Annotated in this window: 18 protein-coding genes, 1 pseudogene and 2 other annotated features; of the genes and pseudogenes, 1 reads left to right on the forward strand and 18 read right to left on the reverse strand. The window is 53.4% G+C overall.

Going from position 1 to position 15,147, the window contains the following annotated elements; all coding sequences use genetic code 11:
- Positions 1–21: 21 nt before the first annotated feature.
- The 5 genes from pheS to GJ1_RS00165 all read right to left on the reverse strand — a co-directional run bounded on the left by pheS (position 22) and on the right by GJ1_RS00165 (position 3,956).
- Complete coding sequence (pheS, locus tag GJ1_RS00145) at positions 22–1,056, reverse strand: phenylalanine--tRNA ligase subunit alpha (RefSeq protein WP_066226808.1); 1,035 nt, start codon at positions 1,054–1,056, stop codon at positions 22–24.
- A 40-nt stretch (positions 1,057–1,096) separates the two neighbouring features.
- Positions 1,097–1,334, reverse strand: a binding site (T-box leader).
- A 54-nt stretch (positions 1,335–1,388) separates the two neighbouring features.
- Complete coding sequence (locus tag GJ1_RS00150) at positions 1,389–1,760, reverse strand: hypothetical protein (protein WP_066226812.1); 372 nt, start codon at positions 1,758–1,760, stop codon at positions 1,389–1,391.
- Between the two features lie 41 nt (positions 1,761–1,801).
- The gene (locus tag GJ1_RS00155) at positions 1,802–2,557 is read right to left on the reverse strand and encodes a TrmH family RNA methyltransferase (RefSeq protein ID WP_066226815.1); all 756 of its coding nucleotides are present in this window, start codon (positions 2,555–2,557) and stop codon (positions 1,802–1,804) included.
- Positions 2,554–3,078: a peptide-methionine (S)-S-oxide reductase MsrA gene (gene msrA / locus GJ1_RS00160; protein ID WP_066226817.1), complete on the reverse strand. Its 525-nt coding sequence runs from the start codon at positions 3,076–3,078 to the stop codon at positions 2,554–2,556. The genes GJ1_RS00155 and msrA overlap by 4 nt, the downstream gene beginning before the upstream one ends.
- A 134-nt stretch (positions 3,079–3,212) precedes the next feature.
- Complete coding sequence (locus GJ1_RS00165; RefSeq protein ID WP_066227092.1) at positions 3,213–3,956, reverse strand: HI0074 family nucleotidyltransferase substrate-binding subunit; 744 nt, start codon at positions 3,954–3,956, stop codon at positions 3,213–3,215.
- Between the two features lie 127 nt (positions 3,957–4,083).
- Here GJ1_RS00165 and sspI point away from each other — a divergent pair, with 127 nt between their 5' ends.
- The gene (sspI, locus tag GJ1_RS00170) at positions 4,084–4,293 is read left to right on the forward strand and encodes a small acid-soluble spore protein SspI (protein WP_015375579.1); all 210 of its coding nucleotides are present in this window, start codon (positions 4,084–4,086) and stop codon (positions 4,291–4,293) included.
- A 31-nt stretch (positions 4,294–4,324) separates the two neighbouring features.
- Here sspI and GJ1_RS00175 read toward each other — a convergent pair whose 3' ends face one another.
- From GJ1_RS00175 to speD, 13 genes and pseudogenes are all read right to left on the reverse strand, one after another.
- A complete protein-coding gene (locus GJ1_RS00175; RefSeq protein ID WP_066226820.1) occupies positions 4,325–5,410 on the reverse strand; it encodes a M42 family metallopeptidase in 1,086 nt (361 codons plus the stop codon).
- A gap of 88 nt (positions 5,411–5,498) precedes the next feature.
- The gene (locus GJ1_RS00180) at positions 5,499–5,984 is read right to left on the reverse strand and encodes a dUTP diphosphatase (protein WP_066226823.1); all 486 of its coding nucleotides are present in this window, start codon (positions 5,982–5,984) and stop codon (positions 5,499–5,501) included.
- Positions 5,985–5,999: 15 nt separating this feature from the next.
- Positions 6,000–6,247 (reverse strand): annotated as a pseudogene (locus GJ1_RS00185) (DUF1294 domain-containing protein).
- Between the two features lie 58 nt (positions 6,248–6,305).
- The gene (rplT, locus tag GJ1_RS00190; RefSeq protein ID WP_011887944.1) at positions 6,306–6,665 is read right to left on the reverse strand and encodes a 50S ribosomal protein L20; all 360 of its coding nucleotides are present in this window, start codon (positions 6,663–6,665) and stop codon (positions 6,306–6,308) included.
- A 25-nt stretch (positions 6,666–6,690) separates the two neighbouring features.
- Positions 6,691–6,891, reverse strand: coding sequence for a 50S ribosomal protein L35 (rpmI, locus tag GJ1_RS00195; protein ID WP_011232191.1), 201 nt, complete (start codon positions 6,889–6,891; stop codon positions 6,691–6,693).
- Between the two features lie 12 nt (positions 6,892–6,903).
- On the reverse strand, positions 6,904–7,425 hold the full coding sequence (infC, locus tag GJ1_RS00200; RefSeq protein ID WP_074044349.1) for a translation initiation factor IF-3: 522 nt from the start codon (positions 7,423–7,425) through the stop codon (positions 6,904–6,906).
- A gap of 55 nt (positions 7,426–7,480) precedes the next feature.
- Positions 7,481–7,614, reverse strand: a sequence feature (ribosomal protein L20 leader region).
- Between the two features lie 256 nt (positions 7,615–7,870).
- Positions 7,871–9,826 carry a threonine--tRNA ligase gene (gene thrS, locus GJ1_RS00205; protein ID WP_066226827.1) on the reverse strand — a complete coding sequence of 652 codons (1,956 nt, stop codon included), beginning with the start codon at positions 9,824–9,826 and terminating at the stop codon, positions 7,871–7,873.
- Positions 9,827–10,146: 320 nt separating this feature from the next.
- Positions 10,147–11,022 carry a putative sporulation protein YtxC gene (ytxC, locus tag GJ1_RS00210; protein ID WP_066226830.1) on the reverse strand — a complete coding sequence of 292 codons (876 nt, stop codon included), beginning with the start codon at positions 11,020–11,022 and terminating at the stop codon, positions 10,147–10,149.
- Between the two features lie 193 nt (positions 11,023–11,215).
- A complete protein-coding gene (gene dnaI / locus GJ1_RS00215; RefSeq protein ID WP_066226832.1) occupies positions 11,216–12,148 on the reverse strand; it encodes a primosomal protein DnaI in 933 nt (310 codons plus the stop codon).
- An 11-nt stretch (positions 12,149–12,159) separates the two neighbouring features.
- A complete protein-coding gene (locus GJ1_RS00220) occupies positions 12,160–13,545 on the reverse strand; it encodes a replication initiation and membrane attachment family protein (RefSeq protein ID WP_066227095.1) in 1,386 nt (461 codons plus the stop codon).
- Positions 13,546–13,649: 104 nt separating this feature from the next.
- A complete protein-coding gene (gene nrdR, locus GJ1_RS00225) occupies positions 13,650–14,111 on the reverse strand; it encodes a transcriptional regulator NrdR (protein WP_013144522.1) in 462 nt (153 codons plus the stop codon).
- A gap of 67 nt (positions 14,112–14,178) precedes the next feature.
- On the reverse strand, positions 14,179–14,577 hold the full coding sequence (locus tag GJ1_RS00230) for an aminotransferase class IV (protein WP_066226834.1): 399 nt from the start codon (positions 14,575–14,577) through the stop codon (positions 14,179–14,181).
- 126 nt (positions 14,578–14,703) lie between these two features.
- Positions 14,704–15,078: an adenosylmethionine decarboxylase gene (gene speD / locus GJ1_RS00235; protein ID WP_011232199.1), complete on the reverse strand. Its 375-nt coding sequence runs from the start codon at positions 15,076–15,078 to the stop codon at positions 14,704–14,706.
- Positions 15,079–15,147 lie beyond the last annotated feature (69 nt).

Consider the following 15,147-nt stretch of genomic DNA (forward strand, 5'->3'; position numbering starts at 1 on the left):
TCCCAACTCCTCCTTTTTCTGTTAGACACGCAAAAATTGCCGCAAGAATCGAAGATCATTTTGATAGAAATGACGGATGTCATCGATGCCGTACTTCAACATCGCGATCCGCTCCGGCCCCATGCCGAACGCAAAGCCGGTGTACGTTTTCGGGTCAAAGCCGGCCATCTCGAGCACGTTCGGGTGCACCATGCCGGCGCCTAAAATTTCGATCCAGCCCGTGCCTTTGCAGACGCTGCAGCCGTGCCCTTCGCAGCGGAAGCAAGAGACGTCGACTTCAACCGATGGTTCAGTGAATGGGAAAAAGCTCGGCCGGAAACGAATGTCGCGTCCTTCGCCAAACAGCTTGCGGGCAAATTCGCGCAGCGTCCCTTTTAAATCGCTCATCCGGATGTTCCGGTCAACGACAAGTCCTTCAATTTGCGTAAACTGATGCGAATGGGTCGCATCGTCGGTGTCGCGGCGGTACACTTTCCCCGGACAGATGATTTTCACCGGCCCGCGCCCGCGGTGTTTCTCCATCGTCCGCGCCTGCATCGGCGACGTATGGGTGCGAAGCAAAATCTCTTCGGTGATGTAAAACGAGTCTTGCATATCGCGCGCCGGATGCCCCTTTGGCAAGTTGAGGGCCTCAAAGTTGTAATAGTCAGTCTCCACTTCCGGCCCTTCGGCGACCGTATAGCCCATGCCGATAAACAAATCTTCAATTTCTTCAATGACGCGCGTGAGCGGATGTGGATTGCCAAGCCGCACCGGCCGGCCCGGCAGCGTCACATCGATCGCTTCGGCGGCCAATTTTCTCTCGACTTCTTCTTGCTCGAGTTTCGCTTGTTTCGCCTCGAGCGCCTGTTGGATCACCTCTCTCACTTCATTGGCCAGCGCCCCGATTTTCGGACGTTCCCCGGGCGGCAGCGCCCCCATGCCGCGCAGCACTTCGGTGATCGGCCCTTTTTTGCCTAAATAGGCGACGCGCACGTCATTCAGTGCTTTGACGTCTTTCGCCTCATCGATTCGGCGAAGCGCTTCTTGTTTCAGCTCGTACAGCCGTTCTTTCACTTGAGTCCCTCCTCTATCAAAAATAAAAAACCCGCCCCCGGTAAGGGACGAGTTGTTGCTCGCGGTACCACCCTTGTTAACAGCACAAATGTGCTGTTCGCTTCATTGCGATAACGGCACAAAGCCGGAACACCTTTACATCCCAAAAAAAGAGATGGTCCCGGTGCCAACTCGGGAGGTGAACTTCACTTGCGTCGGCCATAAAAACGCTCCCAGTCTACGGCGTTTTCTCCCTGGATGGCGAGCAGCAAGCTACTTTTCTCCGTCATCGTTGTTGTCCGTATGGGAAATTTCGCTATCCATTATACGCAAATAGGCAGGCAAAGGCAAGGTCAGGCGGAAATTTCTTTGCGCAGCTCATCGATTTCCGCTTCCTGCTCAATCGAACGGATGGCAAGGCGCTCCATAATCTTTTCCTGCCGCACTTGCCCTTCCTTGAGCGCCGCGACATCTTTTTTTACTCCAAACATGTCCTTTTTCATGGCATCCATATCTTTTTTCATCGCGTCCATATCTTTTTTCATCGCGTCCATATCCCGTTTCATCGTATCGACATCGTTTTGGATGCGGTCCACTTTGTCTTCGAGTTGTTTCACGCTTCCTTGCAGCTTGGCGATGTCCATGCGCATTTGTTCGATGTAGGCTCCTTGAACATCAAGACGCTCAAGCACCGCGTTCAACAATGCCCGCAGTTCGTCATCCATCCGTCTCCGTCCCCCTTGTCCGATTCATTTTCTTTTCTATTTTACCGCACCGCCTGCAAGGAATAAAGCAAAATTCCGGCCGCGACGGCGACGTTCAGCGACTCGGCTTGGCCATAAATCGGGATGTACACGTTCTCGGTCGTGAGACCCAGCAGTTCGGGACGGACGCCGCCTCCTTCGTTGCCGACAAGCAGGGCGAACGAAGACGATCGGGGGATGGTGCGGTAATCGACAGCGTTCTCCAAGGCGGTGCCATACACCGGAATGTCCTGCTCCTTCAAGCGCGCGATCCATTCCGCCACATCGCCTTTGACAATCGGAAGATGAAACAGCGACCCTTGCGTCGCCCGCACGACTTTCGGGTTGTACAAGTCGACGCATCCTTCACCGAGGATGACGGCATCGATGCCGGCCGCATCGGCGGTGCGAATCATCGTGCCGAGGTTGCCTGGGTCTTGCACAGCGTCAATGAGCAAAGCCGTCTTCACGCCCTTAAGCTCGTACGACAGCTGCCGGCAGACGGCGGCGATTCCTTGCGGGGTTTCCGTGCTGCTGATCGCCTTCATCACCGCTTCGGTTACGATCGTAACCGGGACGCCGGTGACATTCCAGACGGGCGGGACGTCCGTCCGCTCATCGACAATCAGCTCGACAAGCGGCGCGTTGCTTTTCACTGCCTCTTCGACGAGATGAAACCCTTCAAGCCAAAACCACCCGGTTTCGTCGCGCCCTTTTTTCGTCAACAATTTTTTCCATTGTTTGACGCGCGCGTTTTTCGGCGATTCGATCCGCTTCACCGCTTCGCCCCCCAATGTTTGGCGATAAACTCATCGCGTCCGGAGGCGGCGCGGTCTTGTTTGTAGTGCTCCGGATTTTTCTTATGGTAGTTTTGATGATACTCTTCCGCCGGGTAAAACGTCGTCGCCGGCAAAATTTTTGTCACGATCGGCTTCGAAAAACGCCCGCCTTCCTCGAGCGCCCGCTTCGACTGCTCGGCGAGCTGGCGCTGTTTTTCGTTATGGTAAAAAATCGCCGTCCGGTATTGCGGCCCGCGGTCGTGAAACTGGCCGCCGTCATCGGTCGGGTCGATTTGGCACCAATACAGCTCAAGCAGCCGCTCATACGGAAAGACGTCCGGGTCAAACGTAATTTGCACCGCTTCGTAGTGGCCGGTCGTACCCGTTTTCACTTGCTCGTACGTTGGATTTTCCACATGTCCCCCTGTATAGCCGGAGACGATGCCGTAAATGCCATCGAGCTCCTCAAACGGCGTCACCATGCACCAAAAGCAGCCGCCGGCGAATGTCGCTTTTTCCATTGTGTCGTCACCTCATGCGTCAAGTTTCTTCATTTGATTATAGCAAAAATGTGAGCCTCACGCCCAAGACCAAGCCGTGACTGCTTTCCACCATACGGCTAAGCGCCATCTCTTGTCGTCTGCCCATCAGCCGCTCATGTCGATGAGTCAAGCCGTTGTTTCATTTCGTCAAGCAAGCGGTCAAACAGCGGGATATAGTGTGTGCGAATGCGTTCGTAAATGTCCATCGCGGTTTCTTCGTCATACGTATGGGACGTCCGGTTGCGGTCTTCCAGCATGCGAAGCCATGTCTCTCCGTCTTGAATCAACCCTTCCCGAAACGCCTCGCGAATCGTTTTCCTCGGACTCGTCACTTCAGCGTATCCCTGATACTCCAAATAAAGTTTCATCCATTTCCATGCCAGTTCGTACGTGAATTCAAAACGTTGAATGGTCGCATCGACAACAAGGTCATCCGTTTGGGCGTCTCTTGCGGCACTTTGCCGGAGTTTGGAGAGCGCCCGTTCGAAATCGTAAAATCGATCCATCAGCCGGCTCATTGTGACCATCACCTTCCCGTGCTCGTTCGTTTGAAAAATCGTCTTTCCTTCTTGGTCAATATTCATTTTTAGCTGCTCGTTGTGAATTTGATTGTAATCAACAACATCGATCGTATAAATGATCGGAAGTTCATCCAAGTCCGATTGCAGGAGGTACAGCGGGCCTCCCGGTTTTCGAAATTTGATCGCCAAATCGATATCCGATCCTTCCTTATAATCGCCTCGTGCTCTTGAGCCGAACAAAATGACTTTTTCAATGACATCAGCATAACGGGAAAATAGATGGAGCAGTTGGCGAAACACCGTTCGTTCCAATCCATAGAGCGGTTTCGCGGCCATCGTCGCCATCACTCATTTCGGTCTAGTTTTTCCTCTATTATACCATATACGAGAGCCGCTCCATGTATAAATCCGCCGCCATTGGCAAAGGATAACGGTGTACAATACGGCCAACGAGGTGAGACATATGGATTTAAACTTGCGGAAGGCGATTATGCACAATGTCGCCAACAATTCGAAAGAGCAATTGGAAAATACGATCGAAGACGCGATCCAACGTGGCGAGGAAAAATATTTGCCCGGCCTCGGCGTCCTCTTTGAAGCCATTTGGACGCACGCCAATGAGCAGCAAAAAGACATGATGCTCACAACCCTCGAGCAGGCGGTTAAACAATGACAAACACCGGCCGATTCGGCCGGTGTTTCCATTAGTCAAACGTCAGTTGTTTCACTTTGTCGGCGTCAAGCCGTTTGATCACTTCGACTAATAGCTTGACCGTGTTTTCGTAGTCATCGCGGTGCAAAATGGCGGCGTGCGAGTGGATGTAGCGCGTCGGGATCGCGATCGTGAGCGACGGAACGCCAATGCCAGTTAAGTGAATGGCCCCGGCGTCCGTGCCGCCGCCTGGCATGGCGTCAAAATGGTACGGAATGTTCAGCTCTTCGGCCACTTCGATGACAAATTCGCGCAAGCCGCGGTGCGACACCATCGTCGCGTCGTACAGAACGATGTGCGGGCCGGCGCCGAGTTTGCCCATCGCCTCTTTTTCCGACACGCCCGGCGTGTCGCCGGCAATGCCGACGTCAACGGCAAACGCGATATCTGGCTGGATGAACTGGGCGGCCGTGCGCGCGCCGCGCAGCCCGACTTCCTCTTGCACCGTGCCGACGCCGTATACCGTGTTCGGATGGTCAACGCCTTTCAGCTGTTTCAGCACATCGATGGCGACCGCACAGCCGATCCGGTTGTCCCATGCTTTCGCCAGCAGCATTTTTTCGTTGTTCAATACCGTAAATTCAAAATACGGCACGATCATATCGCCCGGGCGGACGCCCCACTCCATCGCTTCCTCGCGGCTCGTCGCACCGATGTCGATGAACATATCTTTGATTTCCACCGGTTTTTTGCGCGCATCCGGCGGCAAAATGTGCGGCGGCTTCGAACCGATGACGCCGGTGATGTCCCCTTTTTTCGTCACGATCGTCACGCGCTGGGCGAGCATCACTTGGCTCCACCAGCCGCCAAGCGTCTGGAAGCGGATGAACCCTTTGTCATCGATTTGCGTCACCATAAAGCCGACCTCATCTAAGTGGCCAGCGATCATCACTTTCGGCCCGCCCGATTTCCCTTCTTTTTTCGCGATCAAGCTGCCGAGCCCATCGGTTGTCACTTCGTCGGCATATGGAGCTATGTATGTTTTCATCACATCGCGCGCTTCCCGCTCGTTGCCGGGGACGCCTTTCGCATCGGTCAGCGCTTTCAGCATCGTCAACGTTTCGTCCAGCTTGGCCATCTTTGACACTCCTTCCCGTTTTTGTCCACTTTTTATTATACTTCTAACAGTTGGCAACATTCAATCATTCGCCTTTCGAAAAAACGCGTCAGTACCGTTCATTTTGCCGCTTGTGGTTCACTTCATTTTTCCTCCGGTACGCCGCCTCGATGTCGTCGGAAGAAAACCCGAGCGCGACGCCAAGCCGCCAATATTCCGTAAACAGCGCATCGTACTCCGTCCGCTCCTTCACCGCCCCGAACCGCTCGGCGGCGCGAAACACGGCGAGAAACTGCTCGACAAGCGGCCGCGCTGCCGACGGGGCTTCCTTGCCTTCATAAAACAAGCCGCACTCAAGCCCAAGCGACAGCAAAAAATGCAAGCCGTCGACATACTCTTCAAGCACGCGTTCCGCTGGAGCCGGCGGTTTCACACTCCAAAATTTAAAACAGCGCGTCTCGTTTGCAAGTTCTCCCAGTTCGACGAGAAAGGCAAGCCGTTTGCGCTCAAACAAATCTTCATCCTCCAAGCCGTGCTCCGTTTCAATGCGCTTATCTAAAGCCTGCTGCATGTCATAAAGCAAAAGCCAGTCCATTCTCTCCTCCCCTTTCTACTGCATCCATTGCCAATAGAGGAACAGCTCCGCCGCCAATAGCGGCAAACCAAATCGAAATCGGCGGTGGCGCATTTTATGGCGGAATAGATACATTCCGGCCGCCGAACCGATGGCACCGCCAACCAACGAAAGCAGCCAAAGCGTCCGCTCGGCGATGCGAAGCCGACGGCGCTTCGCCTTATATTTGTCAAGCCCCATCACAAAAAAGCGAGAAGGTTGATCACTATCCCGTATTGTATCATATCGATCCCTTTCCTTGATAAGAAAAACGGCCACCCCAATTCAGGATGGCCATCGTTGTTACTTATTCAAGTTGGCTTTTGCCAAATCGGCGAGTTGGGCGAATGCCGCTTGGTCGTTCACCGCCAAGTCGGCGAGCATTTTCCGGTTCACTTCGACGCCCGCTAATTTCAAGCCGTGCATGAGGCGGCTGTAGGACAAGCCGTTTTGGCGGGCCGCCGCGTTGATGCGGGCAATCCACAACTTCCGGAAGTCGCGCTTCCGTTGACGGCGGTCGCGATACGCGTACATGAGCGATTTCATCACTTGTTGGTTGGCCACTCTATATAACGCGTGTTTCGCGCCGAAATAGCCTTTTGCGAGTTTTAGCACTTTTTTGCGACGTCTGCGCGTCACTGGTCCACCTTTTACGCGTGGCATAATCGTTCCCTCCTATAGTCGGTCGTTATTTCAAGTTGTCGAGCATTTGGCGGATGCGTTTGAAATCGCCAGGCGAGACGAGCGTCGCTTTGCGGAGATGACGTTTTTGTTTTTTCGTTTTATTGGCAAACAAGTGGCTCGTATACGCATGGCCGCGTTTTAATTTGCCGCTCGCCGTTTTTTTGAACCGTTTCGCCGAGCCGCGGTGAGTTTTCATTTTTGGCATCGTAGTTCCTCCTTACTTGTTGTCGTTTTTCGGTGCGAGCACTAAAAACATGTTGCGCCCGTCCATTTTCGGCGCCGTTTCGACGACGGCAATGTCGGCGCACGCTTCCGAGAAGCGGTCAAGGACGCGCTGCCCGATTTCTTTATGGGTGATCGCCCGCCCTTTAAAGCGGATCGTTGCCTTCACTTTATCGCCTTTTTCGAGAAACTTGCGCGCGTTGCGGAGCTTCGTGTTGAAATCATGCTCTTCGATCGTCGGGCTGAGGCGCACCTCTTTGACGTTGATCACTTTTTGCTTTTTGCGCGCTTCTTTTTCTTTCTTCTGCTGCTCGAAGCGGAATTTGCCGTAGTCCATGATGCGGCAAACGGGCGGTTTGGCGTTCGGTGCGACAAGCACAAGGTCCAAATTGCGTCTTGCCGCAATCTCAAGCGCTTCCTGCTTCGACTTGATGCCAAGCTGTTCGCCGTTTTGGTCGATCAAGCGCACTTCCCGGGCACGAATTTGTTCGTTGATGATAAAATCTTTGCTAATAATGAGCCACCTCCAAGGTTTTTTCCGACTGGCTTGTTTGCCGGCAGAGCCCCACTTCCAGCCAAAAAAAGCGCGGATGCACAAAGCACCCGCGCAGTACGTCCTTACACTCGCATTGACGAACTGTAACAACCTGCCAACAGCCGTCTTGGCGTCGGCCAGGTGAGAAGCGGGGTGCTTCTGCTTTTGTTACAAACAAGCAATCATTCCACTCTATACAATATACCACCTTGGCAATGGCATGTCAAGGAGCGGCTCTTGATAAACACAACGTCCTTTATTATAGCGGATTGACGTCGAATTGGCAAGAGAAAATTTTTTATCGTTCCTCGCGGCGCGAAATTCCGCTGTTTTCCCTTCTCTTGAACCGCTCATGACTTTGGCCATCGCCGTCGTTTTTTCCTTCAGTCTGCCAGTTGCACTCGAGTTTCGCCTGTTGGCTGTTTCATTATGCTTTCCCAGATCTTGTCCGTTTTTCCCGCACATCGTCAGCGAGCAAGGCAGCAAACTCATCAAGCCCCATCGTCCGGCTCTCTTTTTCGCCGTAGCGGCGGACGTTGACCGCCTGCTCGGACACTTCTTTGTCGCCGACAACAAGCATATACGGGATTTTTTGCATTTGCGCTTCGCGAATTTTATAGCCGATTTTTTCGTCCCGCTCGTCCACTTCGACGCGGAAGCCGTTTTCTTTCAGCAACCGCTGCACCTCATACGCATAATCGAGATGCGCCTCCGGCGACACCGGAATCACTTTCACTTGAACCGGGGCGAGCCATGTCGGGAACGCGCCTTTATACTCCTCGATGAGGAACGCGACAAACCGCTCCATCGTCGAGACGACGCCGCGATGGATGACAACCGGGCGATGCGGTTTGCCGTCTTCGCCGATGTACGTCAAATCAAACCGCTCAGGCAAAAGGAAGTCCAGCTGGACAGTGGAGAGCGTTTCGTCCTTGCCGAGCGCTGTGCGCACTTGCACATCGAGCTTCGGCCCGTAAAACGCCGCTTCCCCTTCTGCTTCGTAATAGTCAAGCCCAAGCTCGTCCATCGCCTCACGCAGCATGCGCTGGGCTTTCTCCCACATTTCATCGTCGTCGTAATATTTTTCTTTGTCATGCGGATCGCGGTACGACAAGCGGAACGAGTATTCCTCAATGCCAAAATCCTTGTACACTTCCAAAATCAAGTTGACGACGCGCTTAAACTCTTCTTTGATTTGGTCCGGGCGCACGAAAATGTGGGCGTCGTTGAGCGTCATGCCGCGGACGCGCTGCAGGCCGGTGAGCGCTCCAGACATTTCATAGCGGTGCATCGTGCCGAGCTCGGCGATGCGAATCGGCAGCTCGCGGTAGCTGTGCAGCTTGCTTTTGTAAATCATCATATGGTGCGGGCAGTTCATCGGACGAAGCACGAGCTGTTCGTTATCCATCTCCATCGGCGGGAACATGTTTTCTTTGTAATGATCCCAATGGCCTGATGTTTTATACAGCTCGACGCTGCCGAGCACCGGCGTGTACACATGGTCGTAGCCAAGCGCGACTTCTTTGTCGACAATGTACCGCTCAATGATGCGGCGGATCGTCGCCCCTTTCGGCAGCCAAAGCGGCAGCCCTTGTCCGACTTGTTGCGATGTCGTAAACAGCTCGAGCTCTTTGCCGAGCTTCCGATGGTCGCGCTCTTTCGCTTCTTCGAGCAGGCGCAAATAACGGTCCAAGTCTTCCTTTTTGAAAAAGGCGGTGCCATAGATGCGCTGCAGCATTTTGTTGTTGCTGTCGCCGCGCCAATAGGCGCCGGAGATGCTGAGCAGCTTGAACTCTTTGATTTTTCCGGTCGACGGCACGTGCACGCCGCGGCAAAGGTCGAAAAACTCGCCCTGCTCATAAATGGAAATCGTTTCGCCTTCCGGAATGTCGTTGATGAGCTCCAATTTCAGCTCATCGCCGATGTCTTCATACAGACGAATGGCTTCTTCGCGGCTCACTTCTTTGCGGACGATGTCCAAATTTTCTTTGACAATCTTGCGCATTTCCGCTTCGATTTTCGGGAGGTCGTCCGGCGTCAGCTTATGCTCCATGTCGATATCATAGTAAAAGCCGTTTTCAATGACCGGACCGACGCCAAGCTTGACGTTGGCATACAGCCGTTTGATCGCCTGCGCCATTAAATGGGCGGTGCTATGGCGCAAAATGTCAAGCGCCTCCGGCATGTCTTGGGTGATGATGACAAGCTCGCCGTCTTCCTGAAGCGGCGTGCGCAAATCGACGAACCGCCCGTTGAGTTTCCCGGCGATCGCTTTTTTCTTCAGCCCCGGGCTGATCGAGGCGGCGATGTCTTCCGTCGTTGTTCCGCGCGAAAACTCCTTTTCCGCCCCGTCCGGGAACGTAATGCGAATCACATCTGGCATCGGTAATCACTCCTTTGTCATGATGAAAAATAAAAAAACTCCTCCCTCACAAAGGGACGAGTTTTCGTCGTGGTTCCACCCTTCTTCCCATGGCGGCATCGCGCCATGGCTCAACAAGAATAACGGCTGTGCACCGGCGGCAACTACTGGACGTCGCGTTCGCTGCCGCAGCTCTGAGGGGGTAAGCGCATTTTTCGTGTTAGGAAGGTTCCAGCCGCTGCCTTCCCTCTCTGGAAACCGTAAAAATGCGCCCGTGTCCTCATCATTGCTTGTTTTCGTTCATTTTCATGACGACATTATAGCGAAAACAGCCAGAAAAATCAAGCTTCTCCCCCATTTCCGACGTTGGCGGCAAACGGACGGAAGAAATCGGCGCGTCGATGAAGGCGAAGCCGTTCTTGAAACACGTTTTGCAATGTTTGCACCATGCCGTCATCCGGATCATCGGTGTACAGCTCGATTTCTGCTGGTGCAAGCGACACGAGCGGCGCCAGTACGGATGAGTCGATGTACATCGGTTGGCTGACGACGAGATGGCGGTCAACCGCCTGTTTCACCTCATCGGCTGACAGCTGACGCCGCTCGCTGTCGTAAAAGATGAACTGCGGCGGATCATGCACCAAATACAGGCTCGGCCATTGCGGCGCCCGGACAGCCAAGCAGTCGCGCAGCATTTGCACAAAATTTTGATACTCCTGCTCGAGCTTGTATTCATCAATCGCCAGTTCGACATAATGCTGGAGGCGCTCCATGTACGGCTTCAGCCGGAACGTAACAAACGAGGAAAACGAAAACGACAAGCCGTCGCGCAAAAAGGAAGCGAAAGCGTCGCGCAACATCGCTGTGCGCGAGGCGGCAAACGCCGCGCTTTTCCGGTAATCGCGCCGCTCGCCGTCCAAAAACGAATGAGCGAGGGCCAAAATTTGCTGTTGCTCTTCGACGTCGCGGAAATAAAAAACATTGGCAATGATGGATAGCAGCAGCCGGTCTTCCATCACCTCTTGCATAAACGCCGTCATAGCCGGTATGATATGCGCCTCAAGCACATGCTTCTCTTCGCCGTGTATGTAAACCGCCACGGTTTTGTGTCCGTCATAAGCGGCATGAAACAGCGGACCGTCATCCGGTTGCCGGTGATGCAGCAGCCAAACGAATTTTTCCGCCTCGCTTGCCTCGTCAAAATGGATTTCGATCACCCGCTGTCCCCCCTTTGGTTTGAAAGGAATGCTTGGTTTATATATATGGGGGCAACCGGCTGTTTAGACTAAAAAAGCGCAAAACAGGCGAACAGAAACGAAACAATAACCAAGCTGTCCGACGAGCGGCGGGCGCTGGCGCGCAAAAAAACGGCGCCTGAATCAAGCGCCGTTCGTTCGTTGACGCCGACCGCTATTGCCGGCGGTTCGGCCCGGTAATTTCGATCGGATAGGCCAAATAGCGGATCCGTTCCATAATGCGCGCCGCTTTCACCTTCTCTTCTTCGCCGCGCTGCGAATACGTCAAATGGTGGGCGAGCTGCTGCATATCAAAGTTCGATGTAAAAAACGTCGGCAAGTTTTCAAACATTCGGTATTGCAAGATCGGACCGAGCACATCATCGCGCACCCAGCTTGACATCGCCTCCGCCCCGAGGTCATCGAGCATAAGCACTGGCACTTTTTTGATATAATCGAGCTTTTCGTTCATCGTCTGGTCTTGAAGAGAATGTTTCATCTCGCGAAACAGCTCTGGCACGTAGACGATCAGCGACGGGACGTTTCGCTTCGCCAGCTCGTTGGCGATCGCTCCAAGCAAATATGTTTTGCCCACCCCAAACGATCCGTGCAAATACAAGCCTTTCATTTTTTTCCCTGGCTCGTATTCCGCCACAAACCGCTCGGCAAACCGGATCGCTTTAATCCGTCCGTCGTCATTGAGATCGACGTCAGAGAGCGAAGCCCGCAAAATTTCACGCGGCATGAACATGCTTTGAATGAGCGACTCTTGCCGCTTCCTCTCGTCGTATTGCACTTTTTTCGGGCAACGGTCGTACTCAACGTCGATCCTTCCGCCGTTGATCACCAAATTTGGATGGTACCCGGGCAACATGTTTGGACACCGCTCAAGCCCCGGACATTGGCGGCAATTTCCGTGTTGCTCGATAAATTCGTACAGCTTCATCAAGCTCCCATCGACCGCATCCGCCGACAGCTGCTGCTTGTGCGCCTGCAAAAACGACTGCACGTCCGGATGCTCCAAAATGTAGCGCTTCATTTGTTCGTAGCGTTGTTTAAACCGTTGATTGCCAAGCAACCGTTGCAATAGGTGATTGACTCGTTCCATGGCTTTTCCCTCTACGATTCATCACGGTATTTTTTCAGCCGCTCCTCGAGCTCTTTACGCGCCTGTTCGACGTCAAAATCATCATCCTCCGGCTGGCTGTAGTCCATGTTCAGCCAGTCCGGAACGATTTCCGTGCGCACGACTTTGCGCACCGTCCGCGTTCCTTTTTCCTTTTCGTTCGCCCAGTTTTGGTACGTCTTCGCCTCTTCTTTCGCCAGTTCCATCGCTTCTTTCACCGTTCGCACTTTTTTGCGCGCCCAATGGCTGGCGATTTTTTCGACATATTTTTTCGATAGCTTCATATTCGTTCGCAGCATGACGTAATAAATGAGCACGTTGACAACCCCTGGAAGCAGCTGCTGCTGGAACATAATATCTTCGATCAACTGCAAATCGGCAAGCGACGGCTCAACGCCGCCTGAGATTTCCTTGAGCAGCTGGCGCGGGGAAATCGTTTCCAGCTGCTTCATCAGCTGCTCCTCTTTTGTGCGCGGTTTGACGTGCTCCATCGTCCGGTAGGCGAGCGGCTGCACTCGCTCGACAAGGCGCGGCTCGACACCGCCATGCTCAAGCTCATACCACTCGCGCGCCGCCTGGCGCAGCGCGTCAATATCAATATGGTACGCCGGGTCGATGACACCGAGAACGATTTTTTGCATCTCAAGCGGCGGGATGCCGTACAAAAACGCGAGCTTTTTGATCGCTTCTTTCACTTTCGCCGTGACAGCCCGGCGCGGCACAAGCTGTTTGGACAGCCCGGCAAAAAACAGTTCAAAGTCAAATACATCATCATCGAGTGCATACGACGCCTCATCCCGCCCAGTATGCTCGTTTCCTCCTAAAGGAACGGGTCCGTCTTCTTCACTGAAGCCAGCGACGATTTGTTCCGCGGGCACGGCCGAAAACACGTCGGAAAACGACCGCGTCACCGGAGTGAACTTCGTTTCGTCAATGAACGGACGGGCAAACACGTTGCTCAGCTGGATAAACAAGCGGCGGCCGACTTGTCGGCGCAAAAAAACGCTCAGCATCTCGTCGCGGAAAAACTGATCCGGCGCCAGCGGCGGACGCAGCTCATAAAGAAACAGCTTTGGTTCATCCACCTCTGGAGCGTGGACGTACGTGCTAAGCAGCCCAATTCCTTCGAGTTTCAACCGTTCGCTGTAAATGTCCGGCAGCCCGCACTGCATGAGCGCCATGAGCCGATGATGGGTCGCTTCTTGGCCGCCAAGCAACTCAAGCTCCCCCCAAAGCGTCATATAAAGCGCCAACGCCCGGCAGCCGATGAGCGGCTGGTAAAGCAGCGTCAGCACTTTTCGGTCCACCTCATGCAACACGTCACGGCTTTGCACGGTATAACGGTCGACGGCAATCAGCTCTTTCCAATGGTGCTGCATCGCTCCGACCTTCCATTCCACCGTATTCGTTTCAAATCGGCTCTCTCCTTTCATGCCGAAAAGACGTTGAAAAAAGGGCTTGCCGCATGCCGCCAAAGCCCTTTTTACCGCTGCCCTTTTTTGATCAACTCTTTCAGTTCTTCAATGAACACATTAATGTCTTTAAACTGCCGATAGACGGAAGCGAAACGGACATAAGCCACCTCATCGATGTGCGACAGGCGTTCCATCACCATTTCGCCGATCGTTTCGCTTTTCACTTCCGAGACGCCTTGGTTGCGCAGCTCGCGCTCGATTTCCTGCGTCACTTTTTCCAGCTCCTCGAGAGCCACCGGCCGCTTCTCGCACGCTTTGATCAAACCGCGCAAAATTTTCTCCCGGCTGAATTCTTCGCGCGTTCCCTCTTTTTTCACAACAATCAGCGGCGGCTCCTCGATCCGCTCAAACGTCGTAAACCGATAATGACACTGCTCGCACTCCCGCCGGCGGCGGATCGAACGCCCCTCTTCGACCGGGCGCGAGTCAAGCACGCGCGTGCCTTGATGATGGCATGACGGACATCGCATAGCATCCACTCCGTTTATCTTCTTATTTTCTATCATACCGGAATGGGCAGGAAGAGACAAGATACAGTTAGCTATTCAGTCCAGAACCGATATATGGCAGGCAGACGTTCAACTTCCTGTACAAATCGAGAATGACCGCCCGGCTATGCCCAAAATCAAACGGCAATAGCTTCGTGTCGGTCGTCACGGAAAAATCGACCGCCGTCTCAAACGGCCGCACGGAAATGACGGTGGCGACGATGAACAGCTTTTTGCCGCGCCGCGTTTGGGCGCAAATTTCCCCGCGCTCTTCGGAAACAGAAACGATCTCAGCGCCGGGCAGCGACGAGAGCAGCTCTTTGACGGCATCGATGACGGCGCGGTTCGTCGCTTTGTAATAATGGCTCCTTAGCTCTTCATCTTCATGATTTTCCCGCGTTTCACAATGGTTTGTGAAGGTGTATTTTAGTTTTTTCCACATGCTCATTGCCACGTCTCCCTAGCTCATTCTTTTTCTTCCATCATACCATGATTTTCGCCGCCGTTGTACCGCCGAAGGCGCAAAAAAAGGAGCGTTTTGCCTACGCTCCTTTTGGCTTCATCATTATACCAATTACAGCGCTTGCGCCTTTTTCACTTCAATCGGGCGCATGCCGCGCGGAAGTTCAATCGTTTCCCGCGTTTGCGCGCCAAGCATTTCCGCGATGTAATCGGCGGCAATCGTCGGGTCTAAATGGCCGCATGTATACACATCAATGCTCGCATAGCCGTGTTCGGGAAACGTATGAATCGTCAAATGCGATTCCGAAATAATGACGACTCCGCTTACGCCTTGCGGAGCGAATTTATGGAACGCCACTTCGCGAATCTCCGCTCCCGACTTTAACGCGGCGTCAACGAACGTTTTTTCAATAAAATCAATATCATTCAGTTTGTCAAAGTCGCATCCCCAAAGTTCCGAGATAACGTGACGACCCATCGTATCCATGAAAAGAATCCCCCTTTAACCAATTTTCTCAAACAAATAAAAAAACAAAAGGTGAGTTGCAAAATGGCA

Origin of the sequence: Geobacillus jurassicus NBRC 107829 (genome assembly GCF_001544315.1) — a bacterium.
GTDB lineage: Bacteria > Bacillota > Bacilli > Bacillales > Anoxybacillaceae > Geobacillus > Geobacillus jurassicus.

Excerpts from the sequence above, each read along its gene's own strand:
- GJ1_RS00180 (WP_066226823.1), bottom strand. The coding sequence starts at position 5,984 with ATGGACTGGCTTTTGCTTTATGACATGCAGCAGGCTTTAGATAAGCGC.
- GJ1_RS00230 (WP_066226834.1), bottom strand. The coding sequence starts at position 14,577 with ATGAGCATGTGGAAAAAACTAAAATACACCTTCACAAACCATTGTGAA.
- GJ1_RS00175 (WP_066226820.1), bottom strand. The coding sequence starts at position 5,410 with ATGGCCAAGCTGGACGAAACGTTGACGATGCTGAAAGCGCTGACCGAT.
- sspI (WP_015375579.1), top strand. The coding sequence starts at position 4,084 with ATGGATTTAAACTTGCGGAAGGCGATTATGCACAATGTCGCCAACAAT.
- dnaI (WP_066226832.1), bottom strand. The coding sequence starts at position 12,148 with ATGGAACGAGTCAATCACCTATTGCAACGGTTGCTTGGCAATCAACGG.
- speD (WP_011232199.1), bottom strand. The coding sequence starts at position 15,078 with ATGGATACGATGGGTCGTCACGTTATCTCGGAACTTTGGGGATGCGAC.
- thrS (WP_066226827.1), bottom strand. The coding sequence starts at position 9,826 with ATGCCAGATGTGATTCGCATTACGTTCCCGGACGGGGCGGAAAAGGAG.
- msrA (WP_066226817.1), bottom strand. The coding sequence starts at position 3,078 with ATGGAAAAAGCGACATTCGCCGGCGGCTGCTTTTGGTGCATGGTGACG.
- nrdR (WP_013144522.1), bottom strand. The coding sequence starts at position 14,111 with ATGCGATGTCCGTCATGCCATCATCAAGGCACGCGCGTGCTTGACTCG.
- GJ1_RS00150 (WP_066226812.1), bottom strand. The coding sequence starts at position 1,760 with ATGGATGACGAACTGCGGGCATTGTTGAACGCGGTGCTTGAGCGTCTT.
- GJ1_RS00165 (WP_066227092.1), bottom strand. The coding sequence starts at position 3,956 with ATGGCCGCGAAACCGCTCTATGGATTGGAACGAACGGTGTTTCGCCAA.
- GJ1_RS00220 (WP_066227095.1), bottom strand. The coding sequence starts at position 13,545 with ATGCAGCACCATTGGAAAGAGCTGATTGCCGTCGACCGTTATACCGTG.
- rplT (WP_011887944.1), bottom strand. The coding sequence starts at position 6,665 with ATGCCACGCGTAAAAGGTGGACCAGTGACGCGCAGACGTCGCAAAAAA.
- rpmI (WP_011232191.1), bottom strand. The coding sequence starts at position 6,891 with ATGCCAAAAATGAAAACTCACCGCGGCTCGGCGAAACGGTTCAAAAAA.